The organism is Mesorhizobium sp. B2-3-5 (assembly GCF_006442395.1).
Classification (GTDB): Bacteria; Pseudomonadota; Alphaproteobacteria; order Rhizobiales; family Rhizobiaceae; genus Mesorhizobium.
Map to the genome: position 1 here is coordinate 23,929 of NZ_VFVX01000010.1, position 15,240 is coordinate 39,168.

Sequence of the window (15,240 nt, forward strand, 5' to 3'; positions counted from 1 at the left end):
TGACCGAAAATGCTAAGGTATAGCGGCTTTGTAGAACGGCGATCCGGATAAGCGTCTGCAGAGAGGCGATCGCGCCCGCACATCCCAGTTTGACTTTTGTCGAGAGCCGTGACTAATGTCAGCCGAGGAGACGGCATGGCGATCCGACCGGCAGAACAGCTCATCCACAAGGCCGCCTGGCTGTACTATGCGCATGGCCTGCGCCAGGACCAGGTGGCGAGCCAGCTTAACATTTCCCGCGCCTCGGTGGCGATGTATCTGCGCAAGGCGCGCGAGACCGGCATCGTCAACATCTCGACCTCGACCCAGCTTTTCACCGACGACGTGATGGCGCGCAGGCTGGAGGACGCGCTGGGCCTCGACGCGGTCTGGATCGCGCCGGAAAACGGACATATCCCGGACCCCGCGACTGATATCGCCGTGCTGGCGGCGAGCGTGTTCCTCGAACTGGTCAAGAAGGGCGACCGCATCGGCGTCGCCTGGGGCCGCACGATCTACACGATCGCCGACGTGATGTCCTATGCCGACCTGCAGGATGTGACGGTGGTGCAGCTCTGCGGCAATCTCGGTGCTCCCTATTCCTACAGGCCGGACCAGTGCACGATGGAGATCGCGCGCCGGCTCAACGCCAAGGGGCTCAATTTCTACGCACCGCTGGTGCTGTCGACGGAAGATCTGGCACGCGCGCTGCGGGCCGAGCCGGTGATCCGAGAGCAGCTCTCCGATATCAGCGACTGCGATCTTGCGCTCTACTCGGTCGGCGCTGTCGATGCCGACAGCCACCTGGTCAAATGCGGCGCGCTGACATCGGGCGAAATGGCGGAGTTGCGCAGCCGAGGTGCCGCCGGTGTCATTGCCGGTCAGATCATCGATGCCGAGGGCAAGGTACTCGACTGCAGCTACAATCGCCGCGTGATCTCCGCCGAGCTTGCATCGCTGCGCGCCATCGCCAGGCGTCTGATGGTGGTGCAGGAGGACAGCAAGTTCGAACCGCTGCTGGCGGCGATCGCCGGCGGACTTTGCACGCATCTGGTGGTCGGCGCGCACATGGCGCAGCGGCTGCTCGATCATGGCGGAGCGGCGCCCAAGAAAGCACCCTGAAGAAAAGCACATTTGCCGCCGGCACATTGTCATCAAGGCGTCGCGGCATTCCTGTTTCACCATCCAAAGACATGAACTGGACGAAGCGAACATGAAGAACCTGTGGAACGACGACGCGGCCGAGAAACTTGTCGCCGACTATGCGAAGAAGGGCGTCGGCCGCGACCTCGCTCTGCGCGTCTACACGACGCGGCTGCTGGGCGGCGTGCCGCAACTGGTCCTGCATGGCGGCGGCAACACCTCTTGCAAGACCAAGGCGACCGACCTCGTCGGCGATGAATGGGACGTGCTGTGCGTCAAGGGCAGCGGCTGGGACATGGCGGTCATCGAGCCGCAGGGCCTGCCGGCGGTCAAGATGGCCGCCCTGCTCAAGGCGCGCACGCTGGACAAGCTCTCCGACGAAGACATGGTTGCGCTGCAACGGGCGAACCTCATCGACCCCTCCTCGCCCAACCCGTCGGTAGAGACGCTGCTGCACGCCTTCCTGCCGCACAAATTCGTCGACCACACGCATTCGACCGCCATCCTGGCCATTGTCGACCAGGAAGACAGCAAGCCCCTGGTGAAGACGGTGTTCGGAGAGAAGATGGGCTACGTGCCCTACATCATGCCGGGCTTCGACCTCGCCAAGGCAGCGGCCGACGTTTTTGATGCCGACCCTGATGTCGAAGGCCTGATCCTCGACAAGCATGGCATCTTCACCTTCGGCGACGATGCCAAGCAGGCCTACGACCGGATGATCCACTATGTGAATGTCGCCGAGGATTATGTCGCCAAGCACGCTAAGCCGACGGCGGCAAAGGCAGTGCTGCCGGCAAGGCTCGCGACACCGGGCTCAATCGCGCCGATGCTGCGCGGCGCTGTCGCGGTGGCGCGCGGCGAAGGCCGCTTCGACCGCATGATCAGCGATTTCCGCACCTCGGACGCAATCGTCGATTTCATCAACTCATCCAAGATCGCCGACTATGCCGGGCGCGGCGTGTCGACGCCGGATCTGTCGATCCGCATCAAGACCGGACCGATGGCCGTGCCGGCGCCGGATGCCGAAAAGATCGGCGACTACAAGGGCGTTATCAAGAGCCATGTCGACGCCTTCGCCAAGGACTATCGCGCCTATTTCGAGACAAACGACGCGCTCGACGACGTCAAGCGGACCATGCTCGACCCCATGCCGCGCCTGACGCTGGTGCCAGGCCTCGGCATGTTCGGCCATGGCCGCACGCTGAAGGACGCAAGGATCGCTTCCGACGTCGGCGAGATGTGGATCGAGGCGGTGCGCGGCGCCGAAGCGGTCGGGCATTTCCACCCACTTTCCAAAGCCGATCTGTTCCCGCTTGAGTACTGGTCGCTCGAACAGGCCAAGCTTGCTTCCAACAAACCGAAGCCGCTGACCGGCCAGGTGGTGCTGATCACCGGCGGTGCCGGCGCGATCGGCGCGGCGACCGCCAAGCTGTTCGCCGACAATGGCGCCCATGCCGTGGTCGTCGATCTCGATGCCGAAAAGGCCGCAGATGCGGCCAAGAAAGCCGGCAACAATTCGATCGGCATTGGTGCCGACATCACCGACCCGGCACAGGTGCGCGCCGCCTTCGACAAGGCGGTTGCCGTGTTCGGTGGTGTCGACATACTGGTGTCCAATGCGGGCGCGGCCTGGGAAGGCCGCATCGGCGAACTCGACGATGAGCTGCTGCGCAAGAGCTTCGAGCTCAACTTCTTCGCCCACCAGTCGGTGGCGCAGAACGCCGTGCGCATCATGCTGGAACAGGGTACGGGCGGAGCGCTTTTGTTCAACACCTCCAAGCAGGCGGTCAATCCAGGACCGAAGTTCGGCGCCTATGGAGTGCCGAAGGCGGCGACGCTGTTCCTGTCCAGGCAGTATGCGCTCGATTACGGCGCTTACGGCATCCGTTCCAACGCCGTCAATGCCGACCGCATCCGGTCCGGCCTTTTGACCGACGCCATGATCGCCAGCCGCTCAGGCGCGCGCGGCGTGTCGGAGAAGGAATACATGTCCGGCAACCTGCTCGGGCAGGAAGTGACGGCGCAGGACGTGGCGCAGGCCTTCCTGCATCATGCGCTGGCCGAACGCACGACCGCCGACGTGACGACCGTCGACGGCGGCAACATCGCGGCGGCGCTGCGGTAAACACCTCCAATTGACAATAAAAAAGGGCGGCTCACGGGTCGCCCTTTTCCTTTGTGTGTTGACGAGCCTTACTTCGCGTTCGGGTTCGGCATCCAGGCCGGCATGGCGACATCGGCATGGGCGAACTGCGGCAGCTTGGCCGACAGGTCTTCCATGTTCTTGATATCCTTGTCGATCAGCTCCTTCTGGGTGATCAACGTCGGCGGTACGATGACGTTGTGGCCGGGATCCTCGCCGGCGAGCAATTGAGCCAGCGCGCGCACGGAGACCTGGCCGACGACGGCCGGGTTGGTGGCGGCGGTGGCGGCCCAGGCGCTGTCGGGCTCGCGCATCGCTGATATGTCGGAGGTCGAGATATCGGCCGAGTAGATCTTGATGCCCTTGTTCAGCCCCGCCTCGTCGACGGCGATCTTCACACCCTTGGCGAACTCGTCATAGGGGGCGAACATCACCTTGATGTCGGGGTGAGCCGACAGCACCGAACGTGCCTGATTGGCAACGGAGTTGGCGATCGGGTTGTCGAGCGTGCCGAACATGGCGACTTCCTTGATGCCCGCATATTTCTTCTTCACGTCGACCCAGGTCTCGTTGCGGCGGTCGAGCGGCGCGATACCGGCGACATAGACATAGCCGGCGTTCCAGCTTTCGCCATTGTCCTTGACCGCCTGTTCGAGTGCGAGGCGGGCAAGGTCCTTGTCCGACTGTTCGATCTGCGGGATCTTGGGGTTTTCGACATTGACGTCGAAAGCCACCACCTTGATGCCGGCGTCAACCGCACGCTGGGCGGCGTCCTTCATCGATTCCGTCAGGCCATGCTGGATAATGATGCCCTGCACGCCGAGCGCGATGGCCTGGTCGACCATGTCCGACTGGAGGGCGGCGTCCTGGCGGCTGTCGAGCACGCGCAGGTCGATGCCGAGCGCCTTGGACTGCGCCTGGACGCCGGAGAGATAGGCCTGGAAGAAGTCGCCGGTCGAGAGATAGCGGACCAGCGCGATCTTGACGCCGGGCTTGTCGAACGGCGCTGGCTTGTCCGCGGCAAAAGCCGGAACCTGCATCAGCACGGTTGCGCCGGCCAGTCCGAGCGCCACCTTCCCCAGAAGTCTTCTTGTGATGTTCACCTTGTTTCCTCCACTTTTGTTGAATCCAAAATACCGTCCGGCCGAAACTACCTCCTGCCCCTGCCCGAAAGCGCAAAGGTGAAGACAAGGGCGACGACCAGAACCACGCCCTTGACGAAATCCTGCGTGTAGTAAGGCGCGTTCATCATGGTCAGGCCTTGCAGCAAGATGCCGACGAACAGCGCGCCGACGGCCGTGCCGAAGGCGTTCGGCTTGGCGGCGCCAAGCACCGCGTAGCCGATCAGCGCCGCGGCCACCGCATCGAGCAGCAGATTATTACCCGAGGCGATGTCACCGCGTCCAAGCCGGGCCGCGAGCAAAATGCCGCCGATCGAGGCAAAGACTCCTGAAATAACGTAGGCCCAGATCTTATATGCCTTGACAGGCGCACCGGCGAGTTCGGCGGCACGCTCATTGGAGCCGACGGCGTACATCATGCGGCCGAAGCGGGTGTATTCGAGGAAGAACCAGATCAGCAGCGCGAGTACCAACAGCACGACGACCGACACCGGAATGAGGTTCGGGATGAAAAAATCGAAGCGGTGGCGGCCAAGCGCCAGAAAGGCGTCGCCGAACTTGCCGTTGGCGACAGAACCATCGGGCATGGTCATGCCGGTGGCGATCGAGCGGCCCTCGGTCGGAATGCGCTGCAGGCCGACAAGCAGGAACATCATGCCGAGCGTCGCCAGGAGATCGGGCACGCGCATATAGACGATCAGCCAGCCGTTGATGAGCCCGACGACGGCGCCGATCAGCAGGCAGACGATGACCGCCACGACGGCGTTCTGCTCCAGCACAACCATGACATAGGCCGCCGCCATCATGGCCGAGGTGGCGACCGAACCGATCGAGAGATCAAAGCCGCCGACCACCAGCGTGGCGGTGACGCCGAGCGCCAGAACGCCGGTGATGGCGACCGACTGGAAGATGAAGACGGCGCTTTGCGGCGAGACGAACCCGTCGGCGGCAATCGCGAAATAAGCGACGAGCCCGACCAGCAGGACGATGAAGCCATAGCGGATGGCATAGTCACGAAGCGTCATTCGGCGCATCCCGGCGCCGCCGCCCCATTTACCCAACTCGAACCCATGATGTCCCCTATTCCAATTCCATCGGCCGCCCGCTCAGGCAGCGCTGTGCAGCGGTCCGCCGGCGACCTCGGCCAGCAGGCGATCGAGGTCGACATCGGCGTTGCGGTGTTCGCCGACGATCGTGTGTTCTGACATCACCAGGATGCGGTCCGCCGTCTCCAGCGCCTCGTCGAGTTCGGTGACGAACAGAAGCGTCGCGCGGCCATTGGCGCTTGCCCTGAGCTTGGCGGCGATGTCGCGCCTGGCCGAAATGTCGACGCCCTGAAACGGCTCGTCGAGGATGAACAGCGCGGCATTCTGCGCCATCCAGCGGGCGACCATCACCTTCTGCTGGTTGCCGCCCGACAATGCCGACATCTCGTCCTTCTCGGAGCGGCAGACAATGCCCAGTTCCTCGATCTGCCGGCGCGCGGCGCTGCGTTCGAGGCGGCGCCTGAGCACGCTGAAATTCGACATGCGCCTGAGGAACGGCAGGCTGACATTGCGCTCGATGTTGAAGCCGCCAACGATGCCGCTGGTGGCGCGGTCCTTGGCAACGAGGAACACACCGGCGGCGATCGCGTCGCCGGCCGAGCGCGGTGCATAGGGCCTGCCGTTCATCGTCATGGTGCCGGCGAGCGGCCGGCGCACACCGAACAGCGTCTCGGCAAGGGCTGTCTTGCCGACACCGACGAGGCCGGTGATGGCGACCACCTCGCCATCGCCAAGCGTCAGCGAAATCGGCCTGGCGCCCTGCCCGATGCGAAGGCCTGCAACAGTCAGCACCGCCTTGGCGGAACTCCTGGCAATGATCCGGTCGAGATGGATCTTGCGGCCGAGCATGGCGTTGACCGCGCCTTCATAATCGAGCGGTTTGGTATCGAAGACGCCTGAAATGACGCCGTCGCGCATCGAGACGATGCGGTCGGCGAGCCGCCTGATGTCCGACATGCGATGCGAGATGTAGAGGATCGCCACGCCTTGCTCGCGCAGCCGGTCGACCAGCGCGAACAGCCGGTCGGCTTCAGCACTTGAGAGCGATGAGGTCGGTTCGTCGAGGATCAGCACTTTGGGCTGATGCGCAAGAGCGCGGGCAATCGCCACCATCTGGCGATCGGCCAGCGATAGATCGTTGACGCGGGCCTTGAGATCGATGGCCAAACCCATGCGGTCGGCGACCGCCTTGGCCTCGCGGCGCACGCGGGCGGGATTGAACAGGGTCGGCGCGCCTTTGCCGCTCAGCCTGTCCAGGGTCAGGTTGGTGGCGACATCGAGGTCTGCGACCACACCGTCATTGATATTCTGGTGCACGGTGACGACGCCGGCGCGGATTGCTTCCGCCGGCGTGTTCGGCGCGAAGTCCTGCCCGGCAAGCGTCATGGTGCCGCCGCCACGCTCGTAGACGCCGCTAATGATCTTGACGAGGGTGGATTTGCCGGCGCCGTTGGCGCCCATCAGCACGGTGACCTCGCCGGAATGCAGCTCGAGCGAGATGCCGCCAAGCACCTCGTTGCGGCCAAAGTATTTCCTCAGTCCCTCCACGCGGAACACGGCATTGCCGATCATGCGTTCCTCCCTGACCGTGACGCTATGGTCAATGTCGGCAATTGTCAACACGATTGACAATTGCCAGACAGCTTGCTAGCTTGGCCCCGCCGCCAAGGCTCCCTTATGATCGGAGCAAATAAGCGGGAGGGAAGAATGACTGGGAAATTGCCGTTCGAAGCATTGTCGGTGGAGACGCTTGCGACGCGCCTCGGCACGAACGAGGCGCTGCGCGCGAAGATCGGCAAGGACGCGACACAATGGAAGGTCCGCGAAGTCGGCGACGGCAACCTGAACCTTGTGTTCATCGTCGAGGGCGCCAGCGGTGCCGCCGTGGTCAAGCAGGCCCTGCCCTATGTCCGCCTAGTCGGCGACAGCTGGCCGCTGCCGCTGAAGCGTTCCTTCTTCGAGTATCACGCGCTGACCCGGCAGGAGGCACGCGCGCCGGGCTCGGTGCCGGCGATCCATCATTTCGATGAAGCCCAGGCGCTTATCATCATGGAGTATCTGTCGCCGCACATCATTCTGCGGCGGGCGCTGATCGAAGGCCGCCAGCTGCCGAACATTGCCAGGGATATCGGCCTGTTCATGGCCCGTACGCTGTTTCGCGGCTCCGATCTGTCGATGACAGCCAGGGATCGCAAGGCCGATCTGGCGCTGTTCGCCGACAATGTCGAACTTTGCGACATCACCGAGAACCTGGTGTTCTCAGACCCCTACTTCGACGCCAAGATGAACCGGCACACCAGCCCGCAGCTCGACAGCCTGGTTGCAGAACTGCGCGCCGACCGCGACCTCAAGGTCGAGGCGCAGCGGCTGAAGCATATCTTCGCCGCCAATGCCGAGACGCTGCTGCATGGCGACCTGCATTCCGGCTCTATCATGGTCACCGACACAGAGACCCGGATGATCGATCCAGAATTCGCCTTCTATGGCCCGATGGCTTTCGATGTCGGCATGCTGCTCGCAAATTTCTGGATGTCGTTCTTCTCGCAGCGCGGACATGAGCAACAGGGCAAGCGCGATGCCATGCGCGCCTACCTGCTCGATGTCATCGTCGAGACATGGGCGGTGTTCCGCGCCGAATTCTCGCATCTGTGGCGCACTGAGCGCACCGGCATGCTTTACCAGAAGAGCTTGTTCGAGGATCAGGGCGACAGGCTCGGCTCTGAGCAGGCGCTCGACCATGTGCTGCACCAGATCTGGACCGATCTGCTCGGCTTTGCCGGCATCGAGGTGCACAGGCGCATCCTCGGTCTCGCCCACAATGCCGATTTCGAAACCATTGCCGATGAAGACCTGCGCGCCAGTTGTGAAGCGAAGGCGCTGAAATTCGGCCGTCACATCGCCGTCAACCGGCGTCAGATTCACAGCATCGACGAGGTCAATGATTTGGCCGCGCTGATCGAACAGGAGAGCGGAATTTGAACGTCGGCGACCGCCACTACCGGACCATCTGGCTGAGCGATGACGGGCGTTCGGTCGACATCATAGACCAGCGCTGGCTGCCGCATGATTTCCGTGTCGAGAGAATCGGCACGGTATCCGGCATCGCCACCGCCATTCGCGACATGTGGGTGCGCGGCGCGCCGCTGATCGGCGTCACCGCCGCCTATGGCGTCGCCATGCAGATGACGGACGATGCGTCCGATGCCGCGCTCGATGCCGTGTGGGAGACCTTGCATGAGACACGTCCAACCGCGATCAATTTGCGCTGGGCGCTCGACGAGATGCGGCGCTTCCTTCGTCCGCTGCCAACAGAACAACGTGCCGCGGCCGCCTATCGGCGCGCCAGTGAAATCGCCGACGAGGACGTCGGGCTGAACCGTGCCATCGGCGAAAACGGACTTGCGATCATCAAGGCGATCGCCGCACGCAAGCAGCCGGGCGAGACGGTCAACATCCTAACCCATTGCAACGCCGGCTGGCTGGCGACCGTCGACTACGGCACCGCAACCGCGCCGATCTACCTGGCGGCCGAGGCCGGCATTCCCGTCCACGTCTATGTCGACGAGACGCGGCCGCGCAACCAGGGCGCCCAGCTAACCGCCTGGGAGATGGCAGGCCACGGCGTGCCGCACACGCTCATCGTCGACAATGCCGGGGGTCACCTGATGCAGCGTGGCGACATCGACATGGTCATCGTCGGCACCGACCGCACCACCGCCGACGGCGATGTGTGCAACAAGATCGGCACCTATCTCAAGGCGCTCGCCGCCGCCGACAACGACGTGCCGTTCTATGTCGCGCTGCCGTCGCCCACCATCGACTGGACGGTGCATGACGGGCTCAAGGAGATCCCGATCGAGCAGCGCTCGGCCGACGAGGTTTCGCTGGTCTGGGGCAAGACCGCCGGCGGCGAAATCGCCCAGGTGCGCGTCTCCCCGGAGGCGACGCCCGCCGCGAACCCTGCCTTCGACGTGACACCGGCGCGGCTGGTCACCGGTCTGATCACCGAACGCGGCGTCGCCAAGGCCTCGCGCGATGGCCTGAAGGCGATGTTCCCCGAGCGCGCCTAACAGCTTCGAGTATCCAGTAACCCCTGGCCAGGCGCCTAATAGAGCGGCCTGACCAGGTGTCGCGGCATTGGCCATTGTCCCGTGATGCCGGGCTGTACCGGTCGTTCGAGATAGGTCGACAGCACCACATAGCTGCGCGTCGACGTAACGCCGGGCGTGTCGTAAAGGCGCGAGAGAAGCCCTTCGAGCGCCCTCGTGTCCTCGGTACGGACCTTGAGCAGCACGCAGGTATCGCCGGCGACCGTGTGGATCTCCTCGACCTCAGGGTATTCGGAAATCGCCATCAACTCCGGGGTCTTGCCCCAGCCCCTTGTGTCGATATGGACGAAGGCGAGCAACGGCTTGCTTACCGCATGGGGATCGATGATGGCGGCGGTGTTGCGAATGGCGCCGCTGCGCCGCAGCCGCTTCACCCGCTCGTGCGCGGCCGGCGGGGAAAGCCCAACGCGATCACCGAGTTCGGCATAGCTGACCGTGGCGTCGTCGACCAGCACGCCTAATATCTTTCGGTCGATTGCATCGATATCCCTGGCCGGGGGCCTGTTCTGCGGAATGCCATTTGTTTCTTCATCCATGGAGAGAATTCCCGATTGCAGCTGAATGAAATACGGCCATTATGGCGATATGTCGAACAGCAATCAAGCAGCAGCTCTAACCGCAAACGCCCGGCCGCCCATCCCGGCCCTGGCCTATCTGTTGACCGGGTGCATCGCCGTGATCGGCTCGAACTCGCTGGTTCTTGGGCCGATAGCCCCTGCCGTGGCGGTGTCGTTCGGAACCAGCGTCCCTGCCGTCATGGTCGCGGCGGCAGCGTTTGGCCTCGGAACCTCGGCAAGCGCCCTGTTCCTGGCACGCTACATCGACCGGCTCGGCGCACGCCGGATGCTGCAGGGGGCATTGCTGCTGCTGGCGATAGCCCTCGTGGCCAGCGCGGCGGCACCGACGGTGCTGATGCTGGTCGCGGCCCAATTACTCGCCGGCATCGCCGCCGGCGTCGCCATGCCGGCCATCTATTCCAGCTCCGCGGCCATTGCGCCACCTGGCCGCGAAAGCGGGACCATCGGCGTCGTGCTGACCGGATGGACGCTCAGCATGGTGGCCGGGGTCTCCTTGTCGGCCGTGCTTGCCGATCTCGTGCATTGGCGCGCCGTTTTTGCCGCCGTCGCGCTGCTCTCGATCCTCGCGCTGGCAAGTCTTGCGATGACGTCGCTCAGCGACGCCAGGAAGAGTGGCCCGGCACCAACGCCGCTGGCGGCGTTGAGCATTCCCGGCATCGTGCCGCTTCTCATCGCCTGCGCGGCCTTCATGACCGCCTTCTACGGTGTCTACGGCTATCTGGGCGATCACCTGCACAGCGGACTGGGCAAGCCGGTGAGCGCCAATGGATGGGCCGCGCTCGCCTATGGCATCGGCTTCGGCGCGGCCGCTCTCCTCGACGGCGTGATCGATCGCCTGGGTGCCCGCCGCGTCATGCCGTTCGCCTATCTGCTCGTCGCCGTTGTCTACGTTGCCCTTGCGGCGACGAGCAACAATTTCGGGCTGGCCCTGGCCATGGTGGCGGTGTGGGGACTTGCCAACCATTTCGGACTGAACGTCCTGGTGACCCGCCTGTCGGCACTCGATCCCTCGCGGCGCGGCACGATCATGGGGCTGAACAGCGCGGTGACCTACCTAGCGGTCTTTGTCGGCACCACCGGTTTCGGCCCGCTCTATTCCAGCTTCGGCTTCGCCATCTGCGCAATGGTCGCGGCGCTGCTGATGCTGGTTGCCGCTTCGGCGGCGGCATGGCGCTAGACTAGCCGAACGGACGTGATGGGCCACCGGCGTCCGCACGGTTGACAGCGGCACCCCCGCCCTTTCATACAAAGCACGTTAATGTTCTCAGGGCGGGGTGAAAGTCCCCACCGGCGGTAAGGACTCTCACTTCGCATGGTTCCTTTCCGAAAACCGGTTTCGGTTTTCGGGGTCGTGCACGAGACCCAAGCCCGCGAGCGCTTTCCAACAGAGTTGGAAAGGTCAGCAGATCCGGTGTGATTCCGGAGCCGACGGTCACAGTCCGGATGAAAGAGGACGAAACGGAAAACGGACCGCCCCAGGCGGGCCGGCTTTCGTGGCGTGCGTCCTGATTCTGGTTCGAAACGGAAGGATGGACCCATGAATCAGCATTCCCACAAAGACTATGAAACACGCATCGCCGTTGTCAGGGCGCGCTGGCACGCCGATATCGTCGACCAGTGTGTCGCCGCCTTCGAGGCGGAACTTGCCGCGCTCGGCGACGGGCGCTTTGCCGTCGAAATCTTCGACGTGCCCGGCGCTTACGAAATCCCGCTGCATGCCAAGACCCTGGCCGCGACCGGCCGCTATGCCGCGATCCTCGGCACGGCATTCGTCGTCAATGGCGGCATCTACCGGCATGAGTTCGTCGCCGGCGCCGTCATCGACGGCATGATGAACGTGCAGCTCTCCACCGGCGTGCCGGTGCTTTCGGCGGTGCTGACACCGCACAACTATCACGACAGCGCCGAGCACCACCGCTTCTTCTTCGAGCACTTCACCGTCAAGGGGAAGGAAGCGGCCAAAGCCTGTGTGGAGATCCTCACCGCTCGGGAAAACATCGCGGCATGAAGGCGGCGGCTCAGGCTGTTTGCAATTGGTCTGACGCAAGGCCGCGTCGCCCGTCCCGGGATCTGTACCCGGGGTGCCGGGATGGGACGCGGCCCTGCCGATGGCGGTCTACAGCTTCAGATCGAAACTGACCTTGAAGGCATGCCCCTGGACGTCCTTGGCGATCTGGCCGGAATAGGAGGCACCCAGCGTGGCGTTGGGGGACAGCGGAACATCAAAACCAGCTTCGACCGCCAGCGCGTCCCTGGCGATCGGCACGCCCGCAATGGTGAAGAAGGCTCCGGTGTTGAAGGCCAGATCGGAGGTCGGCCCGACATCGCCATAGGCGTGCTGCCAGCCCAGCATGCCGTGCAGGGCAGCCCCGGTCACTCCCGTGTCGAACTGGGTCGAAGCACGAACACCGAACGTCGAGAAGGTGTTCTGGGTCGACATCTCCTGGCCGGTCAAGGCAGACGTCGCGCCGCCGGTCTCGGCGAAGCCATCGGTCTTCAGATGGACATAGGCGAGGTTGGCGAAAGGTTCGAAGGCATTGCGCCCGATGTCGAACCGGTAGGAAAGCTCGCTGAAGGCCTGCGCCGTCGCGGCATTGTAATCGGCGGAAAGCTGTTCGCTGAAGGCGGGGAAGACAACGCTGCGCCTGGTTTCGATGTCATGCCAGCCATAGATCGCGCCGGCGCGGAAACCGAACTGGCCCAACTGCGTGCCGGCATAGACGCCGAGATTGTAGTTGTCGCTCGAGCCCGATGAGTCGCGGTCGGTGACATCGAAGCTCGAATTGCTGTAGCCGCCGAGCACGCCGAGCCGCCAGCTTCCGACAGGTGCGTCGGCGCCCCCGATGAACCCGGCTGTCTTGCGGCCGAAGGCGGCCGCATCGCCGGATCCGTTCGCGTCGCCCGTCATGGCCAGTGCCTCGCTCCAGATCACGATGCCGTCGGCGGTGGACGGCGCGGCGTGCACGCCGCCGGCGTCGATGCTGGCGGTGGTCAGAACGGGTGCGGAGACCGCGTCGAAGGCGGATTGCAATCGGCGGTTGGCGGCGTCCCGCGCGAAGCGGCTATCCTCGACAAGCGCGCCATTGATATCGGCGTGGATCTCGCCGGAGAGCGCGTTTCCAAAGGGGCGCAGATAGCGATAGAAGCCTACCGCTTCTTCGTTCGGGTTGCCCTCCAGCGCTTCCCGGTTGAGGATGTACATCGACCAGCCGTCCTTCGTCTGGTTGAAGGAAAGACCTTCGACTTCCTGCTCGCTGTCGATTTTCAGGTTGCCGAGGTTTTCGACTTCGCCGGTCTTGAGGTTCGCCCGGTAGATGATCTTATCGTCATTGTCGGTCGAAAAATACATCCAGCCGTTGAGGAGTTTGCCCCCTTGCGCCTGGTCGATCGTGTGCGTCAGCGGGATGTATTCCTTGAAGCTCCAGTCCGACAGATTGTAGACCGCTATTTCCGTCGCATTCTCATAGGCCATGCCGTAGCCGAGGCCGTTCTTGGCATCGACGGCCACCCAACTGGCGATGTCATGGATGCCGTGCGGCGGGTTGAGCGAAAAGGCCTGCCCGGTGAAGCTCATGTCACTCGCACGATAGACCGCGAAAACCGGGTTTTCGTACTTGCCCCCGGTGACCGGGTCGCGCTTGCTCGAGTCCAGCGAAATGTAGAGAAGCCCGTCGGCGTAATCGATGTCGCCGATATGGTTCAGCCCGATGTCGGAATATTGGGACGGAAGCTTGAGACTATCGGGAATGGCGGGCGAGACCGTCAGGGAGGGATTGTAGTTCTTGTCCGTGCGCTCGAGAATATTGGTACCGGAGAAGTACCAGTTCGTGCCGTCCGTGGTCACGCCCTGCTGCTTCGAGGTTATCGCATCGCCGGTAAAGATCGTCTTTTCGACCATGATCCAGGGTTCGACGGCAAACGCCGGCACGGATGTCATGGCAAGGGCGCTGGACAGCACGATGCAGGAGGTTATGGTTTTCGGAAGGCAGGCCGTTCCCCTCAGGGCGGCTTTGCTGGCGTGGTCAATCATCTTGGGAGACATTTCTGGCGCATTCCTGTTGGTGTGTATGATCGACGGCTCGACGCGCACGACATCGGCCAACGACGGCGAGGCGCCGTCGGCGATGACCAGACTCGAGATTTTTATGGCTCTTCGGGTGCCATCTGCGCTTCGGTTCGTCGATCGCTCTGGCGGAGAGTTCAACGATGTGCTCACTAGGGCGGGCACGTGACAATCGTATGAATAATGGGAATAGTATGAAGATTTCAGGCGCCCCTCCCCGGGCATCCCGGATGACGTCCCGCATGGCTGGCTCGTCTCATTCCGGCCTTCACGCCAGGCTGCTCAACGAAATCGGTCTCAGCATCGTGCGCGGCGAATTGATTCCGGGCGATCAGCTGCCGAATGGCGACGACTGGAGCGCCTCCTATGGCGCAAGTCGCACCGGCCTGCGAGAGGTCGTCAAGGTGCTGGCGGGCAAGGGGATGGTGGAAATGCGCCCCAGGACGGGGACCAGGGTGCGCCCGCGCAAGGATTGGAATTTCCTCGACCCCGATGTGCTTTTGTGGCGTTTCGGCTCGAGAACCACGGCCGAGGAGGCGCGTTCGCTGTTCGAACTGCGCCGCGCGATCGAGCCGACGGCCGGGGCCCTGGCGGCGGAGCGCGCCAGCCCGGAGCAGATCGCTGAATTGCGGGCAATCCTGGAAGAGATGGAACGGGCCGGCGACGACGGCGAACGCTTCGCAGTACCGGATCTGGCATTCCACCAGACCATCCTGCACATGTCGGGCAACGAGCTGATCGGGTCGCTCGCCGCCTTGATCGAGACCGCGCTGGTGATCAGCTTCCGGCTTTCGGACGACAATCCGGCCGGCCAGCGCCACTCGCTCAGCCTGCACCGGCAGATTGTGGAGAACATCGAAAAGCGCGACCCGGCAGCCACCAGCAAACTTCTGATCGACCTGCTGGACGGGGCGGAAGAGGATGTGCGGCGTTCCCTCGCGGCCCGGCTTGGCAGACAGAAATAAGGCGCGTTGCGCACACTCAGCGCTGGGCGTCCCGGACCGAACCCTCTTCCCCCGACGCCGACATCGCATTCGATCCGTCCGGCGGAGTGCGGT

At 63.6% G+C, this 15,240-nt stretch carries 12 protein-coding genes and 1 riboswitch; of the genes, 7 read left to right on the forward strand and 5 right to left on the reverse strand.

The genetic code is table 11. The features are described from left to right. Positions 1 to 135 precede the first annotated feature (135 nt). Together FJ958_RS14010 and FJ958_RS14015 are read left to right on the forward strand one after the other, a co-directional pair. Entirely contained in the window at positions 136 to 1,101 is a 966-nt protein-coding gene (locus FJ958_RS14010; RefSeq protein WP_140743489.1) for a sugar-binding transcriptional regulator, read from the forward strand. A 91-nt stretch (positions 1,102 to 1,192) separates the two neighbouring features. Next, on the forward strand, positions 1,193 to 3,247 hold the full coding sequence (locus tag FJ958_RS14015; protein ID WP_140743491.1) for a bifunctional aldolase/short-chain dehydrogenase: 2,055 nt from the start codon (positions 1,193 to 1,195) through the stop codon (positions 3,245 to 3,247). A 68-nt stretch (positions 3,248 to 3,315) separates the two neighbouring features. On the opposite strand, the gene FJ958_RS14020 is transcribed toward FJ958_RS14015, so the two are convergent. The 3 genes from FJ958_RS14020 to FJ958_RS14030 form a co-directional block, all read right to left on the reverse strand. Next, the gene (locus FJ958_RS14020) at positions 3,316 to 4,368 is read right to left on the reverse strand and encodes a substrate-binding domain-containing protein (protein WP_140743493.1); all 1,053 of its coding nucleotides are present in this window, start codon (positions 4,366 to 4,368) and stop codon (positions 3,316 to 3,318) included. 47 nt (positions 4,369 to 4,415) lie between these two features. After that, positions 4,416 to 5,411 carry an ABC transporter permease gene (locus FJ958_RS14025; RefSeq protein WP_140743495.1) on the reverse strand — a complete coding sequence of 332 codons (996 nt, stop codon included), beginning with the start codon at positions 5,409 to 5,411 and terminating at the stop codon, positions 4,416 to 4,418. An 81-nt stretch (positions 5,412 to 5,492) separates the two neighbouring features. Then, positions 5,493 to 7,004, reverse strand: a complete 1,512-nt coding sequence (locus FJ958_RS14030) for a sugar ABC transporter ATP-binding protein (RefSeq protein WP_140743497.1) — start codon at positions 7,002 to 7,004, stop codon at positions 5,493 to 5,495. 135 nt (positions 7,005 to 7,139) lie between these two features. On the opposite strand from FJ958_RS14030, the gene mtnK reads away from it, so the two are divergent. Both mtnK and mtnA read left to right on the forward strand, forming a co-directional pair. Then, complete coding sequence (mtnK, locus tag FJ958_RS14035; protein WP_140743499.1) at positions 7,140 to 8,411, forward strand: S-methyl-5-thioribose kinase; 1,272 nt, start codon at positions 7,140 to 7,142, stop codon at positions 8,409 to 8,411. Continuing rightward, entirely contained in the window at positions 8,408 to 9,502 is a 1,095-nt protein-coding gene (gene mtnA / locus FJ958_RS14040) for an S-methyl-5-thioribose-1-phosphate isomerase (protein ID WP_140743501.1), read from the forward strand. Before mtnK ends, mtnA begins: the two co-directional genes overlap by 4 nt. 35 nt (positions 9,503 to 9,537) lie before the next feature. Here mtnA and FJ958_RS14045 read toward each other — a convergent pair whose 3' ends face one another. Then, a complete protein-coding gene (locus FJ958_RS14045) occupies positions 9,538 to 10,077 on the reverse strand; it encodes an Lrp/AsnC family transcriptional regulator (RefSeq protein WP_140743503.1) in 540 nt (179 codons plus the stop codon). A 49-nt stretch (positions 10,078 to 10,126) separates the two neighbouring features. Between FJ958_RS14045 and FJ958_RS14050 the strand changes: the two genes are divergently transcribed. Both FJ958_RS14050 and FJ958_RS14055 read left to right on the forward strand, forming a co-directional pair. Then, positions 10,127 to 11,296: an MFS transporter gene (locus FJ958_RS14050; protein ID WP_140743777.1), complete on the forward strand. Its 1,170-nt coding sequence runs from the start codon at positions 10,127 to 10,129 to the stop codon at positions 11,294 to 11,296. A gap of 79 nt (positions 11,297 to 11,375) precedes the next feature. Continuing rightward, positions 11,376 to 11,578: riboswitch (FMN riboswitch) on the forward strand. A 78-nt stretch (positions 11,579 to 11,656) separates the two neighbouring features. Further along, a complete protein-coding gene (locus tag FJ958_RS14055; RefSeq protein ID WP_140743505.1) occupies positions 11,657 to 12,127 on the forward strand; it encodes a 6,7-dimethyl-8-ribityllumazine synthase in 471 nt (156 codons plus the stop codon). A gap of 108 nt (positions 12,128 to 12,235) precedes the next feature. Here FJ958_RS14055 and FJ958_RS14060 read toward each other — a convergent pair whose 3' ends face one another. Then, positions 12,236 to 14,161: an autotransporter domain-containing protein gene (locus FJ958_RS14060; RefSeq protein WP_181176390.1), complete on the reverse strand. Its 1,926-nt coding sequence runs from the start codon at positions 14,159 to 14,161 to the stop codon at positions 12,236 to 12,238. Positions 14,162 to 14,424: 263 nt separating this feature from the next. Between FJ958_RS14060 and FJ958_RS14065 the strand changes: the two genes are divergently transcribed. After that, on the forward strand, positions 14,425 to 15,147 hold the full coding sequence (locus FJ958_RS14065; protein WP_140743509.1) for a FadR/GntR family transcriptional regulator: 723 nt from the start codon (positions 14,425 to 14,427) through the stop codon (positions 15,145 to 15,147). Positions 15,148 to 15,240: the final 93 nt, after the last annotated feature.

What these genes read in the sequence shown, in the direction of transcription:
- FJ958_RS14045 (WP_140743503.1), bottom strand. Translation starts at nt 10,077, where the DNA reads ATGGATGAAGAAACAAATGGCATTCCGCAGAACAGGCCCCCGGCCAGG.
- FJ958_RS14060 (WP_181176390.1), bottom strand. Translation starts at nt 14,161, where the DNA reads ATGTCTCCCAAGATGATTGACCACGCCAGCAAAGCCGCCCTGAGGGGA.
- FJ958_RS14050 (WP_140743777.1), top strand. Translation starts at nt 10,127, where the DNA reads ATGTCGAACAGCAATCAAGCAGCAGCTCTAACCGCAAACGCCCGGCCG.
- FJ958_RS14055 (WP_140743505.1), top strand. Translation starts at nt 11,657, where the DNA reads ATGAATCAGCATTCCCACAAAGACTATGAAACACGCATCGCCGTTGTC.
- FJ958_RS14015 (WP_140743491.1), top strand. Translation starts at nt 1,193, where the DNA reads ATGAAGAACCTGTGGAACGACGACGCGGCCGAGAAACTTGTCGCCGAC.
- mtnK (WP_140743499.1), top strand. Translation starts at nt 7,140, where the DNA reads ATGACTGGGAAATTGCCGTTCGAAGCATTGTCGGTGGAGACGCTTGCG.
- FJ958_RS14010 (WP_140743489.1), top strand. Translation starts at nt 136, where the DNA reads ATGGCGATCCGACCGGCAGAACAGCTCATCCACAAGGCCGCCTGGCTG.
- FJ958_RS14030 (WP_140743497.1), bottom strand. Translation starts at nt 7,004, where the DNA reads ATGATCGGCAATGCCGTGTTCCGCGTGGAGGGACTGAGGAAATACTTT.
- FJ958_RS14065 (WP_140743509.1), top strand. Translation starts at nt 14,425, where the DNA reads ATGGCTGGCTCGTCTCATTCCGGCCTTCACGCCAGGCTGCTCAACGAA.
- FJ958_RS14025 (WP_140743495.1), bottom strand. Translation starts at nt 5,411, where the DNA reads ATGACGCTTCGTGACTATGCCATCCGCTATGGCTTCATCGTCCTGCTG.